Raw genomic sequence first — 16,532 nt, 5'->3', positions numbered from 1 at the left:
TTTTACATCTAAGCACATTTAAACGCTTCGGATTTTTATACAGGTGGGTATTAAGGAGTATCCCCCATGGATGACATATTAATGATGCTTAATGACGCCGTTGAAATAATTATCCCTCTGAAAGTATGTTGTAACTAAATGACAAATAAAAAAAGCGCGACATTACGCCGCGCAAAGGATAATCAAATATTACGATTTATTTTTTAGAATGCCGACCATATACCACCCAGGTAATTACCACGCAGGCGATATAGAAAATCAAAAATACTTTCATTGCACCGACTGGCGAACCCGTTAATGCCAGTGAGCTACCGAACGCTTTCGGGATAAAGAAGCCACCGATAGCACCAATGGCAGAGATAAAGCCCAGCGCCGCTGCAGTGTCGGTTGCTGCCTCACGCATAGCGCGTTCGTCAGAACCACCTTCTGCTTTCACGCGATCCATCGTCAGTTTACGGAAAATCACGGAAATCATCTGGAAGGTGGAACCACTCCCCAGCCCCGCCGTCAGGAACAGCGCGAGGAAGACCGCGAAGAACGCCATGAAACTTCCGCCCTGCCCGTCAGTCGGTAAGGTGAGGAACAGCAGGCCGCTGAAAATCGCCATCAGGACAAAGTTCACCAGCGTTACACGAGTGCCGCCGAGACGGTCAGATAGAGCCCCCCCCGCAGAACGTGCCAGTGCGCCAATAAACGGTCCGAAGAAGGCGTAGTGCAGAATCTGCACATCCGGGAACTGCGTTTTTGACAGCATGGCAAAACCCGCAGAGAAGCCGATGAAGGAGCCGAAAGTCGCCAGATACAGCAGGCTCATAATCCACAGATGACCCCGTTTGAGTACCGGCAACTGCTCCTTGATGGAGGCTTTCGAGGTAGCAAGGTCGTTCATGCCAAACCACGCCGCAATGGTGAAGATGGCGAGGAACGGCACCCATATCCAGGAGGCGTTAGCCAGATACAATTCGCTGCCATCCGGTTGTGTTACGCCCTGGCTACCAAATGCAGCAAAAATCGACAGTGATACCACCAGCGGAGCAACCAACTGCATAACGCTGACGCCCATGTTACCCAGACCACCATTCAGGCCCAGCGCGCCACCCTGTTTCTGCTTCGGAAAGAAGAAGCTGATGTTTGCCATACTGGAAGCGAAGTTCGCGCCAGCAAAGCCGCACAGCAGAGAAATGATGATAAATACGCTGTATGGCGTAGTGGTATCCTGCACGGCAAAACCCAGCCAGACACAAGGAATAATCAGAATACCAGTACTAAACGCCGTCCAGCGACGCCCACCGAAGATTGGAACCATAAAGGAGTATGGCACCCGCAATAATGCGCCAGAAACCGAAGGTAGTGCGGTTAAAAGAAATAGCTGATCGGTCGTAAAATTAAAGCCGACTTTCGGTAAGTTCACCGCGACAGCACTGAATAACATCCATACGCAAAACGCCAGCAGCAGACAGGGAACGGAAATCCACAGGTTGCGGCTGGCAATACGTTGACCGCGTTGTTGCCAGAACGCAGGATCTTCCGGTCGCCAATCTGTAATGACAGCTCCAGTAGCCCTTTCGGGGGCGGATGAGTGACTCATAGACACCTCTGATACTCGTTTCGATGTCTGCCACCTTAGTGGCTGTAGCTAAAGGTAATTTGATATAAATCAAACGACAATATAACTTTATCTATCATTGATATTTATCATTACCCATAGTGAGTACAGAGATTTCATAAAAATTATGAGATTTTTCACGGCGCTGTAAAATCCCTACCCTTACTGATGTAAAACGCCTAACCACACGGCAAATAAGGAGTAACTCTTTCCGGGTATGGGTATACTTCAGCCAATAGCTGAGAATAATGCCATTTCAGAATGTATCATCACATTCATTAAGGTTATTGCTCATTCAAAGCCTGAAGGAAGAGGTTTACATGCTTAAACGTTGTCTCTCTCCGCTCACCCTGGTCAATCAGGTTGCGCTTATTGTTTTGCTTTCTACCGCTATTGGACTGGCGGGGATGGCGGTTTCTGGCTGGCTGGTGCAAGGCGTTCAGGGCAGCGCTCATGCCATCAACAAAGCAGGATCGCTGCGTATGCAAAGTTACCGCCTGCTGGCAGCGGTGCCATTAAGCGAGAAAGACACGCCGTTGCTAAAAGAGATGGAGCAAACCGCCTTTAGCCCAGAATTAAGCCGTGCCGCAGAACGCGACGGGCAACAGGAACAACTAAAAAGTTTGCAGGAGTACTGGCGCAATGAACTCGTTCCAGGACTATTACGTGCGCAAACCAGAGAAACCGTATCGGCAGACGTCAGTCAGTTTGTTGCCGGGCTGGATCAGTTAGTCTCAGGTTTTGATCACACCACTGAAATGCGCATTGAGACGGTAGTGATGGTCCACCGGGTAATGGCGGTGTTTATGACATTGCTCTTGGTCTTCACCATTATCTGGCTGCGAGCGCGACTGCTGCAACCGTGGCGGCAATTGCTGGCGATGGCGAGTGCGGTAAGTCACCGTGATTTTAGCCAGCGGGCACATATCAGCGGTCGCAATGAAATGGCGATGTTAGGAACAGCGCTGAACAATATGTCTGCGGAACTGGCGGAGAGTTATGCCGTACTTGAGCAGCGAGTACGGGAAAAAACCGCCGGTCTGGAACATAAAAATCAGATACTCTCTTTTTTGTGGCAGGCTAACCGTCGTTTGCATTCTCGCGCCCCGCTGTGTGAACGCCTGTCTCCCGTACTCAACGGCTTACAAAATTTAACCCTACTGCGTGATATCGAACTGCGGGTGTATGACACTGAAGATGAAGAGAACCATCAGGAGTTCACCTGCCAGTCGGATATGACCTGCGACGACAAAGGCTGCCAACTCTGCCCGCGCGGCGTATTACCTGTTGGCGATCGCGGCACGACCCTGAAATGGCGACTGACCGATTCTCATATGCAGTACGGAATTTTGCTGGCGACTCTGCCGCAGGGCCGCCATCTAAGCCATGATCAACAGCAACTGGTGGATACGCTGGTTGAGCAATTAACCGCCACTCTGGCACTGGATCGCCATCAGGAACGCCAGCAGCAGTTGATCGTGATGGAAGAGCGTGCCACCATTGCGCGCGAACTGCATGATTCTATTGCCCAATCTCTCTCTTGCATGAAGATGCAGGTGAGTTGTTTACAGATGCAAGGCGACGCGCTGCCAGAAAGCAGCCGCGACCTGTTAAGCCAGATCCGTAACGAACTGAATGCTTCCTGGGCGCAGTTGCGTGAGCTGCTCACCACATTCCGTTTACAGCTCACCGAACCGGGGTTACGCCCGGCACTGGAAGCAAGTTGTGAAGAATACAGCGCAAAATTTGGCTTTCCGGTGAAGCTGGATTACCAATTGCCACCGCGCCTGGTGCCTTCGCATCAGGCAATCCATCTGTTGCAAATTGCCCGTGAGGCATTAAGTAACGCCCTCAAACATTCGCAAGCGAGCGAGGTCGTGGTAACAGTGGCGCAAAACGATAATCAGGTCAAACTGACCGTCCAGGATAACGGCTGCGGAGTGCCTGAAAATGCCATCCGCAGCAATCACTACGGCATGATAATTATGCGTGACCGTGCGCAAAGTCTGCGTGGCGACTGCCGCGTCCGCCGTCGTGAATCAGGTGGCACCGAAGTGGTGGTCACTTTTATTCCCGAAAAAAATTTCACAGACGTCCAAGGAGATACCCATGAGTAATCAGGAACCGGCTACTATCCTGCTGATCGACGATCACCCGATGCTGCGAACTGGCGTAAAACAGCTTATCAGCATGGCCCCCGATATCACCGTGGTTGGCGAAGCAAGTAATGGCGAGCAGGGTATTGAACTGGCGGAATCTCTCGATCCGGATCTGATTCTGCTTGATCTGAATATGCCCGGCATGAACGGTCTGGAAACGCTGGATAAACTGCGTGAAAAATCTTTATCCGGTCGCATTGTGGTATTCAGCGTCTCTAACCATGAAGAGGACGTGGTCACCGCCCTGAAACGCGGCGCAGATGGCTATCTGTTAAAAGATATGGAGCCGGAAGATCTGTTGAAAGCGTTACATCAGGCTGCTGCTGGCGAAATGGTATTAAGCGAGGCGTTAACCCCCGTTCTGGCCGCCAGCCTGCGTGCTAACCGCGCGACTACTGAACGCGACGTCAACCAGTTAACGCCGCGCGAGCGCGATATTTTGAAGCTGATTGCTCAGGGCTTACCGAATAAGATGATTGCCCGCCGCCTGGACATCACAGAAAGCACGGTAAAAGTACATGTGAAGCACATGCTGAAAAAAATGAAGCTCAAATCTCGTGTGGAAGCCGCGGTATGGGTGCATCAGGAACGTATTTTCTGATTATGGTTCCCAGCGCAGTTCGTCCTTTGCCATCGCATCGAAAGGTTCGGCAAGCGTTAGCGTGATCTCATTGGAGGAGACACGCTGTCCCTGGTTATCTTCCACCACCACCGACAATCGCCAGTGATTGCTCGCCCCTTCCCCGCTCTGCCAGTCCGGCATGATCAGCGTCCAGCCATCCGTACTGTTGGCAGTTGCTCCCGACGTCAGACTTAACATCTGCGTATCTCCCTGCCAGATCAATTGGCGAATACCGTAACGACTGTGGATTTGTAATTTCAGCGGTACAGATTCGCCGGGTTTAAGATCCCAGGGCGGCGTCGCCAGAAACACCGTTAAAGTTTTACGCTGATGATACTCAATAACCGGCAAATTATTTCGCTGCGGATTGTCATAGCGACTACCGCGCAGCGACTGACTTTCCGCAACTTCACCAGCAGACAGTTGTTTATTGAGCGGCACGCCAAAACGGTAGTTAATATTCAGTCCGAGGTTATTTTGGCGTTCTCCACTTTCGCCTTGTTTATGCTGGGCGGTCACTGTGACGAGTGGCACAGGTGTGTAATTTAGCCCCAGACTCAAGGCAACTGGATTGTGATACCCCGTGCCAGAGTTAAACAGATCAACACTCTGGCCAAAATATTGTTCGACGCTGACGCTGGTGTTGATATGTTGGTAAAACGGCATTCGCATTCGGGCGGTCAGATCGTAACCGCGCGCCATACGTTGCTCAAGCGAAGCTGTCTGTTCACGCCATGAGGCAAAAGGCTGATAATAATTTGCCGACAGGCGCAGATATTCTCCCCAGGCTTCAGCACCAAAGCCTGCCCGCTGAAGATTTTCATCCAACAAGTTGTCATAAAACGTGTTGTATCCCATCAACCACGAGCCATGCTTCCAGCGTTGACCCACGCCAAGATTACTTACCAGACCATCGTCCTGCTGGGTCAGTCCAACCTGGCTCCATGTGAGATAGCGCTCGTTATCCAGCAACGGTACAAACCAGCTTCCCCGACTTCCGGTGAAATGTCCTTCGTTATCCACTTTGACGTCAACACTGGCGTTCCCCCACGGCGAAAGCCAGGATTCTACATGCTGATTAACCTGCTGGCTAAGCGCATCACGGACTTTTCCCAGCGCAAAGGCTTTCGCTTGTTCGCCTGTATCCTGACCGTTATCAGTCATACTGGTTTCACCAAAATCTTTCACAATTTCAGCGAAGTGTTTTTCACCGTCATGATTTTCCGGTGCCATTCCTAAATCCGGCAGACCATCATTATCGTTATCAAAAGGATTTGCCGATTGCTGCTCAAAGGATGGCTGTGCATCAGCCATACCGCCTGCCAGCAGCAAGAGTAAAAAAAGCGGGATAACACGAAAGACGATACGGCTCAAAACGTCAGTAGTTTCCGATAAAAATGAACACTCATTACTTTATAGAATAACGATTACTGGTAACTTTTCTCGTACTTTCTCACGCTTTATGGAAAATCCTAAAAATGCGGCAAATTAGTCAGACAGCACAAAAACAGTAAGATATAAATAGAAAGTCTAATTCTCTGAATACAGGAGTGAATAATGCAAAAAATCGTGATCGTTGCCAATGGAGCCCCCTACGGGAGTGAATCCTTATTTAACAGCCTGCGGCTGGCCATTGCGCTACGAGAGCAGAAGAGCGACCTGGATCTGCGTCTGTTTCTGATGTCTGATGCGGTCACTGCCGGATTGCGCGGACAAAAACCAGGGGAAGGCTACAATATTCAGCAAATGCTGGAGATCCTCACGGCGCAAAATGTACCCGTGAAACTGTGCAAGACCTGCACCGATGGTCGCGGCATCAGCCCACTTCCGCTGATTGACGGGGTTGAAATTGGCACTCTGGTCGAACTGGCGCAATGGACGCTGGCAGCCGATAAAGTGCTCACATTTTAATGTCTGGCGGGGCGTCCGACGCCCCACTATGACAGATGTTTCATCAGGCAAATCCTGGCCGTAACACACCATCCGGAAAATTATCCGCCAGCAGTTTTTTCACCGACACCAGCAAATCATTTAACCCGTCATCCTGCATCCCCAGCTTGATAAGCTCTTGTTCCAGTGAAAACAGGTATTGTGCGTTGGTTCCCAGCGGACCGCTCGCTGCCGCAATCAACGGCGCGATGACCTGAGCACGAGTGTCGGATTCATATTCTGGATGCCGTGGATCCATAATAAATACCAGTGCGTTTACTGTGCGCCCGTCATCAAGATCAAGCTGGCACCAGGTTGGCAGATAACAGCCAGTAATCATCTCCCGCTTCCACAGCAAAGTCAGTTCCTGCTCGAGCGACCCTTCCGGTAAGCGATACGCCACCCCTGTGGTGCGACCGCCCTCTTTCAGGGCAAGCATCCGTCCCGGCTGGTGCACTGTCCCGCGCCCCGCGGTCAGACGCAGGCAAAACGCCCGGTGCCACCCAACCAGCGTACCGGTACACGACTCGATAAACTCCAGCGCCGGATTCCACATCAGCGACCCATAGCCGAAGATCCACACCGGTCCGTTATCAGGACGGCAAGCCAGCGTCGCCGCCAGCGAGGCCGCCCGTTGTTCTGCTGACCATAAGAGTGATTCTTCAATGGCACCAAATGCCGTTTTACAATCGGCATTCATTAAGAAATCACGCGTTATCACCTTATACCTCCGCCACTGCATACTTCCTTGCGACAACTTATTGGTGTCTTCCGGACATTTTTACTGCTCATTTTGAAACCACTCTCGGGACAATATGCATTTCTCAGACCACTTGCAAGGCGACGCCGCACGAATAGCTTTAGTTCATCTCCGGGGATTACTCTTTTTTATGCCATTTATCATCATCCCCTTTGGCATATTCATGTTTCACTGCGGACCAGGCCACTTTATGCGCTGTCTCTTCACGACTGGCGTCATCACGCCGATCTTCTTTATCTTTATATTGATCCCAGGCGCTGTTGAATGCCTCTTTATAGATATCCTGGGCATGAGACGGTAGAACGTGTTTTACATTTTCTGGCAGATCGCTTTTTGTTTTATACGGCATTATTGACTCCTTTTTAAAGGTGAACTTTAAGTGTGGTCAACAATACCCACGCTTGCCAGCGTATAAGAATTCCCACGTTAGAATCTTCTTAAGAGACGCTAATACAAACATTGGCTAAACGCGTTGATTATTTTTATCCCCCAAAGAGTAAAAAAGCGGCAGCGGGGTAAAATTTCGTAAAATGTTACCGATATCCAGACACTTTCTGTTATTTTTTCCACCGATTTATTACATTTCCGACAAATTCATCTGCAAAGGGATAACCATAATGACAAATGCTCACGAGGCGGTAAAAACCCGCCACAAGGAGACCTCGCTTATTTTCCCGGTTCTGGCGCTGGTGGTGCTGTTCCTGTGGGGAAGCGCTCAGACACTACCAGTGGTCATTGCCATCAACCTTCTTGCGCTTATTGGTATTTTAAGCAGTGCCTTTAGTGTTGTCCGTCATGCTGACGTATTAGCGCATCGCCTGGGTGAACCTTATGGTTCTCTTATTCTTAGCCTTTCCGTGGTTATTCTTGAAGTCAGTCTGATCTCAGCCTTAATGGCGACCGGCGATGCCGCGCCGACGTTAATGCGAGATACGCTCTATTCAATCATTATGATTGTTACCGGTGGGCTGGTTGGTTTTTCATTACTGTTGGGCGGACGCAAATTTGCCACCCAATATATGAATCTGTTTGGTATTAAACAGTATTTGATCGCCCTGTTTCCGCTGGCAATTATTGTGCTGGTATTCCCGATGGCTCTGCCTGCGGCGAATTTCTCAACCGGTCAGGCGTTACTGGTGGCTTTAATTTCCGCGGCAATGTACGGCGTATTTTTGCTGATTCAGACCAAAACGCACCAGAGTCTGTTTGTCTATGAGCACGAGGATGACAGCGATGATGACGATCCGCACCACGGCAAACCGTCTGCCCATAGCAGTCTGTGGCATGCTGTCTGGTTGATTATCCATCTGATAGCGGTGATTGCAGTCACCAAAATGAACGCCAGCCCACTGGAAACGCTCCTCACCAGCATGAATGCCCCGGTGGCCTTTACCGGTTTCCTGGTGGCACTGTTGATTCTTTCGCCGGAAGGTTTAGGGGCGTTAAAAGCCGTATTAAACAACCAGGTCCAGCGTGCGATGAATCTGTTCTTTGGTTCGGTATTAGCGACAATTTCGCTGACCGTACCTGTCGTGACGCTGATCGCCTTTCTGACGGGCAACGAATTGCAGTTTGCTCTTGGTGCACCGGAGATGGTGGTGATGGTGGCCTCTTTAGTACTGTGTCATATCTCATTCTCCACCGGGCGTACTAACGTCCTCAACGGCGCAGCGCATCTGGCTCTGTTTGCCGCCTATTTGATTACGATATTTGCCTGACATTGATATCTCCCCTGATGACAGAGATCGGGGGAGATAAGAAAAATCCCTCCGTGTTTCATCTCTTTTGACCTTCCTGAGTAATTCATTAATCAGAATTGCGAGCCTGTGCCACCGCTTGCACGAAATCACTGCAACAGTTGGTGAAAATCCGGAATGTACTCTTCATTACGAACGTTTCAGGGGTGAAGTAAAGAAGATTTGAAGTGTAGTATCCACGCCAAGCCGGAGTTATCCGGTGAGGCGCAATGTTGTGGGGGCTTTATCCCTGGCGGCATTGGTTGCTGGAAAGAGAAAACCCCCGCACGTTGAGAGGTCAAACCTGACAACAGAACGGGGGCTAATCTTGAAACCAGACACCTCAAGAATAGCCGCAAAACGTTGTCATTACAACAAAAAGGCGGCTATATGACGCTCGCGCAGTTTGCCATGACTTTCTGGCACGACCTGGCAGCACCGATCCTTGCGGGAATTATCACCGCAGCGATTGTCGGCTGGTGGCGTAACCGGAAATAAGGTGAAGACGGGTGTCAGGCTGCCGTGATGGCAATATGCGCCCGAAACCGGCCGCAGGAGTAACAACCTGCGGCCTTTTTTGTATCCTTTGGCCATAAAAAACTGCACCTTAATCAGTTGGGTGTCCAACTTTTGGGGTGCAGCCAAAACGCTAAGGTTTTTGTTTTTAAGCAAAAAGATTACTTGCTGGTATCGAGTTCTTCGAAACCTTTAACCAGCTCATCAATTGCTTTCATCTGCTTGAGGAATGGTTCCAGTTTCGCCAGCGGCAGCGCGGATGGACCATCGCATTTCGCATGTTCCGGATCCGGATGCGCTTCAATAAACAAACCAGCCAGACCTACTGCCATACCGGCACGTGCCAGTTCGGCCACCTGGGCACGACGACCACCGGAAGCTGCACCAAACGGATCGCGGCATTGCAGTGCGTGGGTAACGTCGAAAATTACCGGCGAGTTGCCAGACACTTTCTTCATTACGCTGAAGCCCAGCATATCGACAACCAGGTTGTCATAACCGAAGTTAGCGCCACGATCGCAAAGAATAACTTTTTCGTTGCCGCCTTCTTTGAATTTATCAACGATGTTACCCATCTGGCCTGGGCTGACAAACTGTGGTTTCTTGACGTTAATTACCGCACCAGTTTTCGCCATGGCTTCCACCAGATCGGTCTGGCGAGCAAGAAACGCCGGTAGCTGAATCACATCCACAACATCAGCAACAGGCTGTGCCTGGCTTGGCTCGTGAACGTCGGTGATAATTTTTACGCCAAAAGTTTGCTTCAGCTCCTGGAAGATTTTCATCCCTTCTTCCAGGCCCGGCCCACGATAAGAGTGGATGGAGGAGCGGTTGGCTTTGTCAAAAGAGGCTTTGAACACGTAAGGGATACCCAATTTCTGGGTCACGGTTACGTAGTGCTCGCAAATGCGCATCGCCAGATCGCGGGATTCCAGCACGTTCATACCGCCAAACAGCACGAACGGCAGGTCATTTGCTACGTTGATGTCGCCAATGCTAACCACTTTTTGTTTCATAGGATCGCCTTAATCTTAAGTAAAATGTCGATTAATTAATGCAGCACAATATGTTTATGCGCGATGTTATTAATTTGCGCACGGATCATTTCGCTGATCGGGTCTTCCGGACACTGTTCAACGAAATAACTTAAATCATTCAACGCAACGTGTTCGCAATCCAGTTGCGCGTAAATCAACCCGCGATCGCGAATTTCATACGGATCTTCCGGGTTGAACTGTAACAAGGCTTCGCTGGTGCGTAATGCAAGTTCCATCTGGTTTTCTTCCATCAGTGATGCTTTCAGCGTATCCAACAGCTTGCGGATAACCTCAATGTTATCTGCTTCATCCAGGTCTTCATAAAACAGTTCCGCAGATGGGCTGATATTTCCCTTTAACCATATATCCAGCATATGTTCGCTTAACGATTCACCGTTAAAAGGGTTAATCAGCCAAATTTCGCCATCCGAACATTCAATGCGCAAAATAAGCTGCGTCGGGAAAATCACCGGCAGTAGCGGCAAATCGAGACGATTAGCGACCCACAACAAAATGGCACCTAACGATACCGCACTGCCCTGCCTGTTCTTCAACACATGGTCAAGCCATAAAGCATCGGAGAGGCGATAAACACCGCGTGAGGCTTTAAACCCCCATTCGCCGTAAAACAGCGCGATCAATTTTTCCAACTGCTCTTCTAAAGGTAGAAGCTGGTTAATTTCTTCCTTCGCCAGACTAACGAGACGCTCCAGTTCGTCGTATACATCTTGCGAGGGAAAATCGCGGCGGATTGCTTCGCAAGCCAGGATCATGCCTTCGCACAGCGGCGCTTTATTAAATTCGAAATCAGCTAACGATCTCATGACTTACCCCAGTAACGGTACTTTTGTGGTGGCGAGTTTAATGATGATGTACAGCACCACCAGCGCCAGCGGGAAGGTAATAATGCGCACCTGCTGACTGTGCACCCGACGGTAATCGAGAGCAATAAAACCCAAAACGATATAAATGATAACTCCAAACAGCTTTTCAGTCAGCCATTGTGCCTGCCCGGAAAATGGCAGGATGTGCGCTTTAGCCATCAGCGCAACGCCGCTGAACAATAACACTGTATCAATAACTGGCGGCAATACTCGCGTCCAGCGAGCAAATGCCAGTGAATGCTCCTGGTAGCGTAACCAAAAACGCAGGGCTAAAAAGCCGACAGAAAGCACGATACTGATGAGATGAACGCAAAGCAGCGTGTTGAAACTTGTCATCGATAATAGCGACCAAGCGTCACGCGCTCGTTATCACCGTAGTCACGACAGGTTTCGACATCACGATAACCCGCCTGCATAAATGCCTGCCGCACCACTTCGCCCTGCTGCCAGCCATGTTCCAGAAGCAGAAATCCGCCGGATGCGAGTGCATTACGCGACTGTTCGATGATGTGAACGATATCAGCCATACCGCTGTCTGCCGCAACCAGCGCCGACAACGGCTCAAAGCGGACATCGCCTTGTTGAAGATGTGGATCCTGCTCGTCGATATACGGTGGATTGCTAACAATCATCGCAAACTGCTGCTCGTCAAGTGCACTAAACCAGTCGCTTTGCAGGATATGGATATTTTTAATCGCCAGATGCTGTGCATTGCGCTTTGCAAGGGCAACTGCATCAGGCATTCGGTCAACCGCCGTAACATCACAATCCGGGCGTTCACTGGCCAATGCCAGGGCTATCGCCCCGGTGCCAGTACCAAGATCGAGAATGCGACAAGGCCGTTCAGGCAAGCGTGTCAGCGCCTGTTCTACCAGACATTCGGTGTCCGGACGAGGAATCAAAGTCGCTGGCGAAACAAACAACGGCAACGACCAGAATTCACGCACACCGGTTAAATGAGCAACGGGTTCACCGGCGCGACGACGCGCCAGCAGCGCGTCGAGTTGCTCTCGTTGCTCGTCAGTCAGGTGCGTTTCACCAAAGGCGAGAATGTAAGTGCGTCCCTTGCCGGTAACATGTTCCAACAAAATTTCAGCATCGCGCCGCGGGCTTTCACTCGCCTGAAGTTGGTTTATTGCTTCGCGCAACCAGTGTTGATATTCCATTATTCTTGCTCGGACAACGCCGCAAGTTGGTCAGCCTGATGTTCCTGAATAATCGGTTCAATCAGCATATCCAGCTTACCTTCCATCACTTCATCCAGACGGTAGAGCGTCAGGTTGATACGGTGATCGGTGACGCGCCCCTGTGGGAAGTTATAGGTACGGTTACGGTCGCTGCGATCGCCACTCCCCAGCAGGTTACGGCGGGTCGAGGCTTCCGCCTGCTGGCGTTTTGCCATTTCCGCCGCATGGATGCGAGCACCGAGCACTGAAAGCGCCTTCGCTTTGTTTTTATGCTGTGAACGTTCATCCTGACATTCAACAACGATGCCGGTCGGCAAGTGGGTAATACGGATTGCCGAATCGGTGGTGTTAACGTGCTGACCTCCCGCTCCTGAAGAGCGGAAAGTATCAATGCGCAAATCCGCCGGGTTGATATCTGGCAGTTCCGCTTCTGGCAGTTCCGGCATTACAGCAACGGTACAAGCAGAAGTATGGATCCGCCCCTGCGATTCCGTGGCAGGGACACGCTGCACGCGATGACCACCGGATTCAAATTTCAACCGACCATACACACCATCGCCGCTGATTTTAGCAATGATCTCTTTATAACCACCATGTTCACCCTCACTGGCGCTCATGATTTCCACACGCCAGCGACGGGTTTCCGCGTAGCGGCTGTACATGCGGAACAGATCGCCAGCAAACAACGCGGCTTCATCGCCGCCGGTTCCGGCGCGCACTTCGAGGAAGGCGTTGCGTTCGTCATCAGGATCTTTTGGCAGCAAAAGAACCTGAAGTTGTTGTTCCAGTTGCTCGCTTTTCTCTTTCGCTTCGCGCAGTTCATCCTGCGCCATCTCACGCATTTCTGGATCGTCGAGCATCATCTGTGCGGTTTCGATATCTTCCTGCACTTGTTGCCAGTCGGTGAAACAGCGCGAAACATCACTTAACTGCGCATATTCACGAGATAATGCGCGAAAACGATCCTGGTCAGCGATGGTTTGCGCATCACCCAGCAATGCCTGAACTTCTTCATGGCGTTCATGCAGGGCTTCCAGTTTGGCAACGATAGAAGGCTTCATAGGCGTAAATGCACCCTGTAAAAAAAGAAAATGATGTACTGCTACTCCAGCCCGAGGCTGTCGCGCAGAATATTCAGGCGTTCGTTATCCCCGTCACGGGCGGCCTGTTGGAGTGATTTCGTTGGCGCATGGATCAGGCGGTTAGTCAGTTTCCATGCCAGATCCTGCATAATGGCTTGCGCGTCGCCGCCTTGTTCAAGAGCCGCTAACGCTTTGGCGGTTAACTCATCGCGAACCTGCTCTGCCTGACTGCGATAATCGCGAATGGTTTCACTGGCGCTTTGTGCACGCAGCCACGCCATAAATTCGCTGGCTTCCTGAGCGACGATGGTTTCCGCCTCCACGGCGGCAGCTTTACGCTGTGCTAGATTGTGCGAAATGATGCTTTGCAGATCATCAACGCTGTAAAGGTAGGCGTTCGCCAGTTTGCCGACTTCCGGCTCGACATCGCGCGGAACGGCAATATCCACCAGCAGCATCGGTTGATTGCGACGGCTTTTTAATGCACGCTCCACCATGCCTTTACCGATGATCGGCAATGGGCTGGCGGTAGAACTAATGATGATATCGGCTTCACGCAGACGTTCATCGATGTCGCTCAATGCAATCACTTCCGCGCCAACTTCATCTGCCAAAATTTGTGCTCGTTCGCGAGTACGGTTGGCGATAATCATCTTCTGCACTTTATGTTCGCGCAGATGACGTGCCACCAGCTCAATAGTTTCGCCCGCCCCCACCAGTAATACCGTCACCGTAGAGAGTGATTCAAAGATCTGTCGCGCCAGTGTACAAGCCGCAAAAGCGACAGACACGGCACTGGCACCAATATCTGTTTCGGTACGAACGCGTTTCGCTACAGAAAAAGATTTCTGGAACATGCGCTCCAGTTCGCTCGCCTTCATATGGCCTTTTTGCGAATCGGCAAACGCTTTTTTCACCTGGCCGAGAATTTGCGGCTCGCCCAGAACCAGTGAATCCAGACCACTGGCGACACGCATTAAGTGGCTAACCGCATCGTTATCCTGATGCCAGTAGAGGCTATTACGCAGATCTTCTTCATTAAGATTATGGTAATCGCACAACCAGCGAATAAGCGCCTCTTGCAGGTTATCCTGTTCTTCAACGCTAAGATAAAGTTCTGTGCGGTTACACGTCGACAGCACCACGCCGCCCTGCACCATCGGCTGCGCGAGCAGGCTGTCCAGCGCCTGATCGAGCTTATCCGGCGAAAACGATACACGTTCTCGCAGCGATACAGGTGCCGTTTTATGGTTGATACCGAGTGCTAAAAGGGTCATGTCTGCGGGAAATAATACCAACGTTGATATGGTTAGTCTGCTCGCATCATACAGGATGCGCGGGATCAATAAAAGAGAGCGCCCCCTTTTGGAGTAATTGCCGAAACCCGTTAGATTCTGGCAATTAAGACAACTTGAACATAGACGATAGCGGACGGTAACGCTAGCATTAAGGGTTATAACTGCAACGTATCTCAAGGACTTGTCATCATTATGCCCCTGCCCGATTTTCGTCTTATCCGCCTGCTACCGCTGGCAGCCCTCGTGCTCACTGCCTGTTCCGTTACCACGCCCAAAGGTCCAGGCAAAAGCCCGGATTCACCACAGTGGCGTCAGCATCAGCAAGACGTTCGTAATCTTAATCAGTATCAGACTCGCGGTGCGTTTGCTTATATTTCCGATCAACAGAAAGTCTACGCCCGCTTTTTCTGGCAGCAAACCGGTCAGGATCGTTACCGTCTGCTGCTGACTAACCCATTGGGCAGCACCGAGCTGGAGCTGAATGCGCAACCAGGTAACGTGCAGTTAGTGGATAACAAAGGCCAGCGCTACACCGCTGATGATGCCGAAGAGATGATAGGCAAATTGACCGGGATGCCAATACCGCTCAATTGTCTGCGTCAGTGGATTTTAGGTTTGCCGGGAGACGCGACCGACTACAAACTGGACGATCAATATCGCCTGAGTGAAATCACCTACAGCCAGAACGGCAAAAACTGGAAAGTGGTATACGGTGGTTATGACACTAAAACGCAACCAGCGATGCCTGCCAATATGGAGCTCACCGACGGCGGTCAGCGCATCAAGTTAAAAATGGATAACTGGATAGTGAAATAATGCGGACTCAGTGGCCTTCTCCGGACAAAACTTAATTGTTTTTATACATTACCGGTCAGCGTGCGGACGGCTACCACACGTTGCAAACGCTGTTTCAGTTTCTTGATTACGGCGACACCATCAACATTGAACTTCGTGACGATGGGGAAATTCGCCTGTTAACGCCCGTTGAAGGCGTGGAAAACGAAGATAACCTGATTGTTCGCGCGGCACGCTTGCTGATGAAAACAGCAGCCGCCAGCGGGCGTCTTCCGGCGGGAAGCGGTGCAGATATCAGTATTGACAAGCGTTTGCCGATGGGCGGTGGTCTGGGCGGCGGTTCATCCAATGCCGCGACTGTTCTGGTGGCGTTAAATCATCTCTGGCAATGTGGACTCAGCATCGAGGAGCTGGCGAAAATGGGGCTGACGCTGGGCGCTGATGTGCCTGTCTTTGTGCGTGGTCATGCTGCTTTTGCCGAAGGCGTTGGCGAAATATTAACACCGGTGGAACCGCCAGAAAAATGGTATCTGGTAGCGCACCCTGGTGTGAGTATTCCGACACCGGTAATTTTTAAAGATCCCGAACTCCCGCGCAACACGCCGAAAAGGTCAATAGAAACGTTGCTAAAATGTGAATTTAGCAATGATTGCGAGGTTATCGCAAGAAAACGTTTTCGCGAGGTTGATGCGGTGCTTTCCTGGCTGTTAGAATACGCCCCGTCGCGCCTGACTGGGACAGGGGCCTGTGTCTTTGCTGAATTTGATACAGAGTCTGAAGCCCGCCAGGTGCTAGAGCAAGCCCCGGAATGGCTCAATGGCTTTGTGGCGAAAGGCGTCAACCTTTCCCCATTGCACAGAGCCATGCTTTAAGCCGGGCAAGCTGAGTTTCGGTGACAACGTCACCTTGTTCCAGACGTTG

The 16,532-nt window shown here is 50.9% G+C and carries 17 protein-coding genes; 7 read left to right on the top strand and 10 right to left on the bottom strand.

The genetic code is table 11. The annotated features are described in order from the left end of the window. Positions 1-196: 196 nt before the first annotated feature. Positions 197-1,588, bottom strand: a complete 1,392-nt coding sequence (gene narK / locus ESM_RS0101030) for a nitrate transporter NarK (protein WP_000019812.1) — start codon at positions 1,586-1,588, stop codon at positions 197-199. Between the two features lie 338 nt (positions 1,589-1,926). Between narK and narX the strand changes: the two genes are divergently transcribed. Together narX and narL are read left to right on the top strand one after the other, a co-directional pair. Beyond that, the gene (gene narX, locus ESM_RS0101025) at positions 1,927-3,723 is read left to right on the top strand and encodes a nitrate/nitrite two-component system sensor histidine kinase NarX (protein WP_000918090.1); all 1,797 of its coding nucleotides are present in this window, start codon (positions 1,927-1,929) and stop codon (positions 3,721-3,723) included. Next, positions 3,716-4,366, top strand: a complete 651-nt coding sequence (gene narL / locus ESM_RS0101020) for a two-component system response regulator NarL (protein WP_000070491.1) — start codon at positions 3,716-3,718, stop codon at positions 4,364-4,366. The genes narX and narL overlap by 8 nt, the downstream gene beginning before the upstream one ends. On the opposite strand, the gene ESM_RS0101015 is transcribed toward narL, so the two are convergent. Further along, positions 4,367-5,761, bottom strand: coding sequence for a YchO/YchP family invasin (locus ESM_RS0101015; protein ID WP_000087125.1), 1,395 nt, complete (start codon positions 5,759-5,761; stop codon positions 4,367-4,369). A 183-nt stretch (positions 5,762-5,944) separates the two neighbouring features. Here ESM_RS0101015 and ychN point away from each other — a divergent pair, with 183 nt between their 5' ends. After that, positions 5,945-6,298, top strand: coding sequence for a DsrE/F sulfur relay family protein YchN (ychN, locus tag ESM_RS0101010; protein WP_001169672.1), 354 nt, complete (start codon positions 5,945-5,947; stop codon positions 6,296-6,298). Between the two features lie 43 nt (positions 6,299-6,341). Here the strand turns inward: ychN and chaC are convergent, their stop codons facing one another. Both chaC and chaB read right to left on the bottom strand, forming a co-directional pair. Continuing rightward, complete coding sequence (gene chaC / locus ESM_RS0101005; RefSeq protein ID WP_016248767.1) at positions 6,342-7,037, bottom strand: glutathione-specific gamma-glutamylcyclotransferase; 696 nt, start codon at positions 7,035-7,037, stop codon at positions 6,342-6,344. A gap of 157 nt (positions 7,038-7,194) precedes the next feature. After that, positions 7,195-7,425, bottom strand: a complete 231-nt coding sequence (gene chaB / locus ESM_RS0101000) for a putative cation transport regulator ChaB (protein WP_001146437.1) — start codon at positions 7,423-7,425, stop codon at positions 7,195-7,197. 268 nt (positions 7,426-7,693) lie between these two features. Here chaB and chaA point away from each other — a divergent pair, with 268 nt between their 5' ends. Further along, positions 7,694-8,794 (top strand): sodium-potassium/proton antiporter ChaA, encoded by a 1,101-nt coding sequence (gene chaA, locus ESM_RS0100995; RefSeq protein WP_010375735.1) that lies wholly within the window; start codon positions 7,694-7,696, stop codon positions 8,792-8,794. Positions 8,795-9,202: 408 nt separating this feature from the next. Then, positions 9,203-9,310 (top strand): type I toxin-antitoxin system toxin Ldr family protein, encoded by a 108-nt coding sequence (locus tag ESM_RS0100990; protein ID WP_000170963.1) that lies wholly within the window; start codon positions 9,203-9,205, stop codon positions 9,308-9,310. A 179-nt stretch (positions 9,311-9,489) separates the two neighbouring features. On the opposite strand, the gene kdsA is transcribed toward ESM_RS0100990, so the two are convergent. The 6 genes from kdsA to hemA are packed head-to-tail and all read right to left on the bottom strand — an operon-like array spanning position 9,490 to position 14,795. Further along, entirely contained in the window at positions 9,490-10,344 is an 855-nt protein-coding gene (gene kdsA, locus ESM_RS0100985) for a 3-deoxy-8-phosphooctulonate synthase (protein ID WP_000811071.1), read from the bottom strand. 35 nt (positions 10,345-10,379) lie between these two features. Then, positions 10,380-11,189, bottom strand: a complete 810-nt coding sequence (gene sirB1, locus ESM_RS0100980) for an invasion regulator SirB1 (protein ID WP_001257034.1) — start codon at positions 11,187-11,189, stop codon at positions 10,380-10,382. A gap of 3 nt (positions 11,190-11,192) precedes the next feature. Then, positions 11,193-11,585 carry an invasion regulator SirB2 gene (gene sirB2, locus ESM_RS0100975; protein ID WP_000200357.1) on the bottom strand — a complete coding sequence of 131 codons (393 nt, stop codon included), beginning with the start codon at positions 11,583-11,585 and terminating at the stop codon, positions 11,193-11,195. Further along, positions 11,582-12,415, bottom strand: a complete 834-nt coding sequence (prmC, locus tag ESM_RS0100970) for a peptide chain release factor N(5)-glutamine methyltransferase (RefSeq protein WP_000456440.1) — start codon at positions 12,413-12,415, stop codon at positions 11,582-11,584. Before prmC ends, sirB2 begins: the two co-directional genes overlap by 4 nt. After that, the gene (gene prfA, locus ESM_RS0100965; RefSeq protein WP_000804714.1) at positions 12,415-13,497 is read right to left on the bottom strand and encodes a peptide chain release factor 1; all 1,083 of its coding nucleotides are present in this window, start codon (positions 13,495-13,497) and stop codon (positions 12,415-12,417) included. Before prfA ends, prmC begins: the two co-directional genes overlap by 1 nt. Before the next feature lie 41 nt (positions 13,498-13,538). Further along, positions 13,539-14,795 carry a glutamyl-tRNA reductase gene (hemA, locus tag ESM_RS0100960; RefSeq protein ID WP_001516527.1) on the bottom strand — a complete coding sequence of 419 codons (1,257 nt, stop codon included), beginning with the start codon at positions 14,793-14,795 and terminating at the stop codon, positions 13,539-13,541. Positions 14,796-15,008: 213 nt separating this feature from the next. On the opposite strand from hemA, the gene lolB reads away from it, so the two are divergent. Both lolB and ispE read left to right on the top strand, forming a co-directional pair. Further along, positions 15,009-15,632 (top strand): lipoprotein insertase outer membrane protein LolB, encoded by a 624-nt coding sequence (gene lolB / locus ESM_RS0100955; protein WP_001130685.1) that lies wholly within the window; start codon positions 15,009-15,011, stop codon positions 15,630-15,632. 35 nt (positions 15,633-15,667) lie between these two features. Further along, complete coding sequence (gene ispE / locus ESM_RS0100950; protein WP_000480563.1) at positions 15,668-16,483, top strand: 4-(cytidine 5'-diphospho)-2-C-methyl-D-erythritol kinase; 816 nt, start codon at positions 15,668-15,670, stop codon at positions 16,481-16,483. Positions 16,484-16,532: the final 49 nt, after the last annotated feature.

It is taken from the genome of Escherichia sp. TW09308, assembly GCF_000208565.1.
In the GTDB taxonomy this organism is placed as follows: Bacteria; Pseudomonadota; Gammaproteobacteria; order Enterobacterales; family Enterobacteriaceae; genus Escherichia; species Escherichia marmotae.
This window is presented reverse-complemented; position numbering and strand designations above follow the sequence as displayed.

What these genes read in the sequence shown, in the direction of transcription:
- chaB (WP_001146437.1), bottom strand. Translation starts at nt 7,425, where the DNA reads ATGCCGTATAAAACAAAAAGCGATCTGCCAGAAAATGTAAAACACGTT.
- ychN (WP_001169672.1), top strand. Translation starts at nt 5,945, where the DNA reads ATGCAAAAAATCGTGATCGTTGCCAATGGAGCCCCCTACGGGAGTGAA.
- prmC (WP_000456440.1), bottom strand. Translation starts at nt 12,415, where the DNA reads ATGGAATATCAACACTGGTTGCGCGAAGCAATAAACCAACTTCAGGCG.
- sirB2 (WP_000200357.1), bottom strand. Translation starts at nt 11,585, where the DNA reads ATGACAAGTTTCAACACGCTGCTTTGCGTTCATCTCATCAGTATCGTG.
- ESM_RS0100990 (WP_000170963.1), top strand. Translation starts at nt 9,203, where the DNA reads ATGACGCTCGCGCAGTTTGCCATGACTTTCTGGCACGACCTGGCAGCA.
- hemA (WP_001516527.1), bottom strand. Translation starts at nt 14,795, where the DNA reads ATGACCCTTTTAGCACTCGGTATCAACCATAAAACGGCACCTGTATCG.
- prfA (WP_000804714.1), bottom strand. Translation starts at nt 13,497, where the DNA reads ATGAAGCCTTCTATCGTTGCCAAACTGGAAGCCCTGCATGAACGCCAT.
- narK (WP_000019812.1), bottom strand. Translation starts at nt 1,588, where the DNA reads ATGAGTCACTCATCCGCCCCCGAAAGGGCTACTGGAGCTGTCATTACA.
- lolB (WP_001130685.1), top strand. Translation starts at nt 15,009, where the DNA reads ATGCCCCTGCCCGATTTTCGTCTTATCCGCCTGCTACCGCTGGCAGCC.
- kdsA (WP_000811071.1), bottom strand. Translation starts at nt 10,344, where the DNA reads ATGAAACAAAAAGTGGTTAGCATTGGCGACATCAACGTAGCAAATGAC.
- narX (WP_000918090.1), top strand. Translation starts at nt 1,927, where the DNA reads ATGCTTAAACGTTGTCTCTCTCCGCTCACCCTGGTCAATCAGGTTGCG.
- sirB1 (WP_001257034.1), bottom strand. Translation starts at nt 11,189, where the DNA reads ATGAGATCGTTAGCTGATTTCGAATTTAATAAAGCGCCGCTGTGCGAA.
- chaA (WP_010375735.1), top strand. Translation starts at nt 7,694, where the DNA reads ATGACAAATGCTCACGAGGCGGTAAAAACCCGCCACAAGGAGACCTCG.
- narL (WP_000070491.1), top strand. Translation starts at nt 3,716, where the DNA reads ATGAGTAATCAGGAACCGGCTACTATCCTGCTGATCGACGATCACCCG.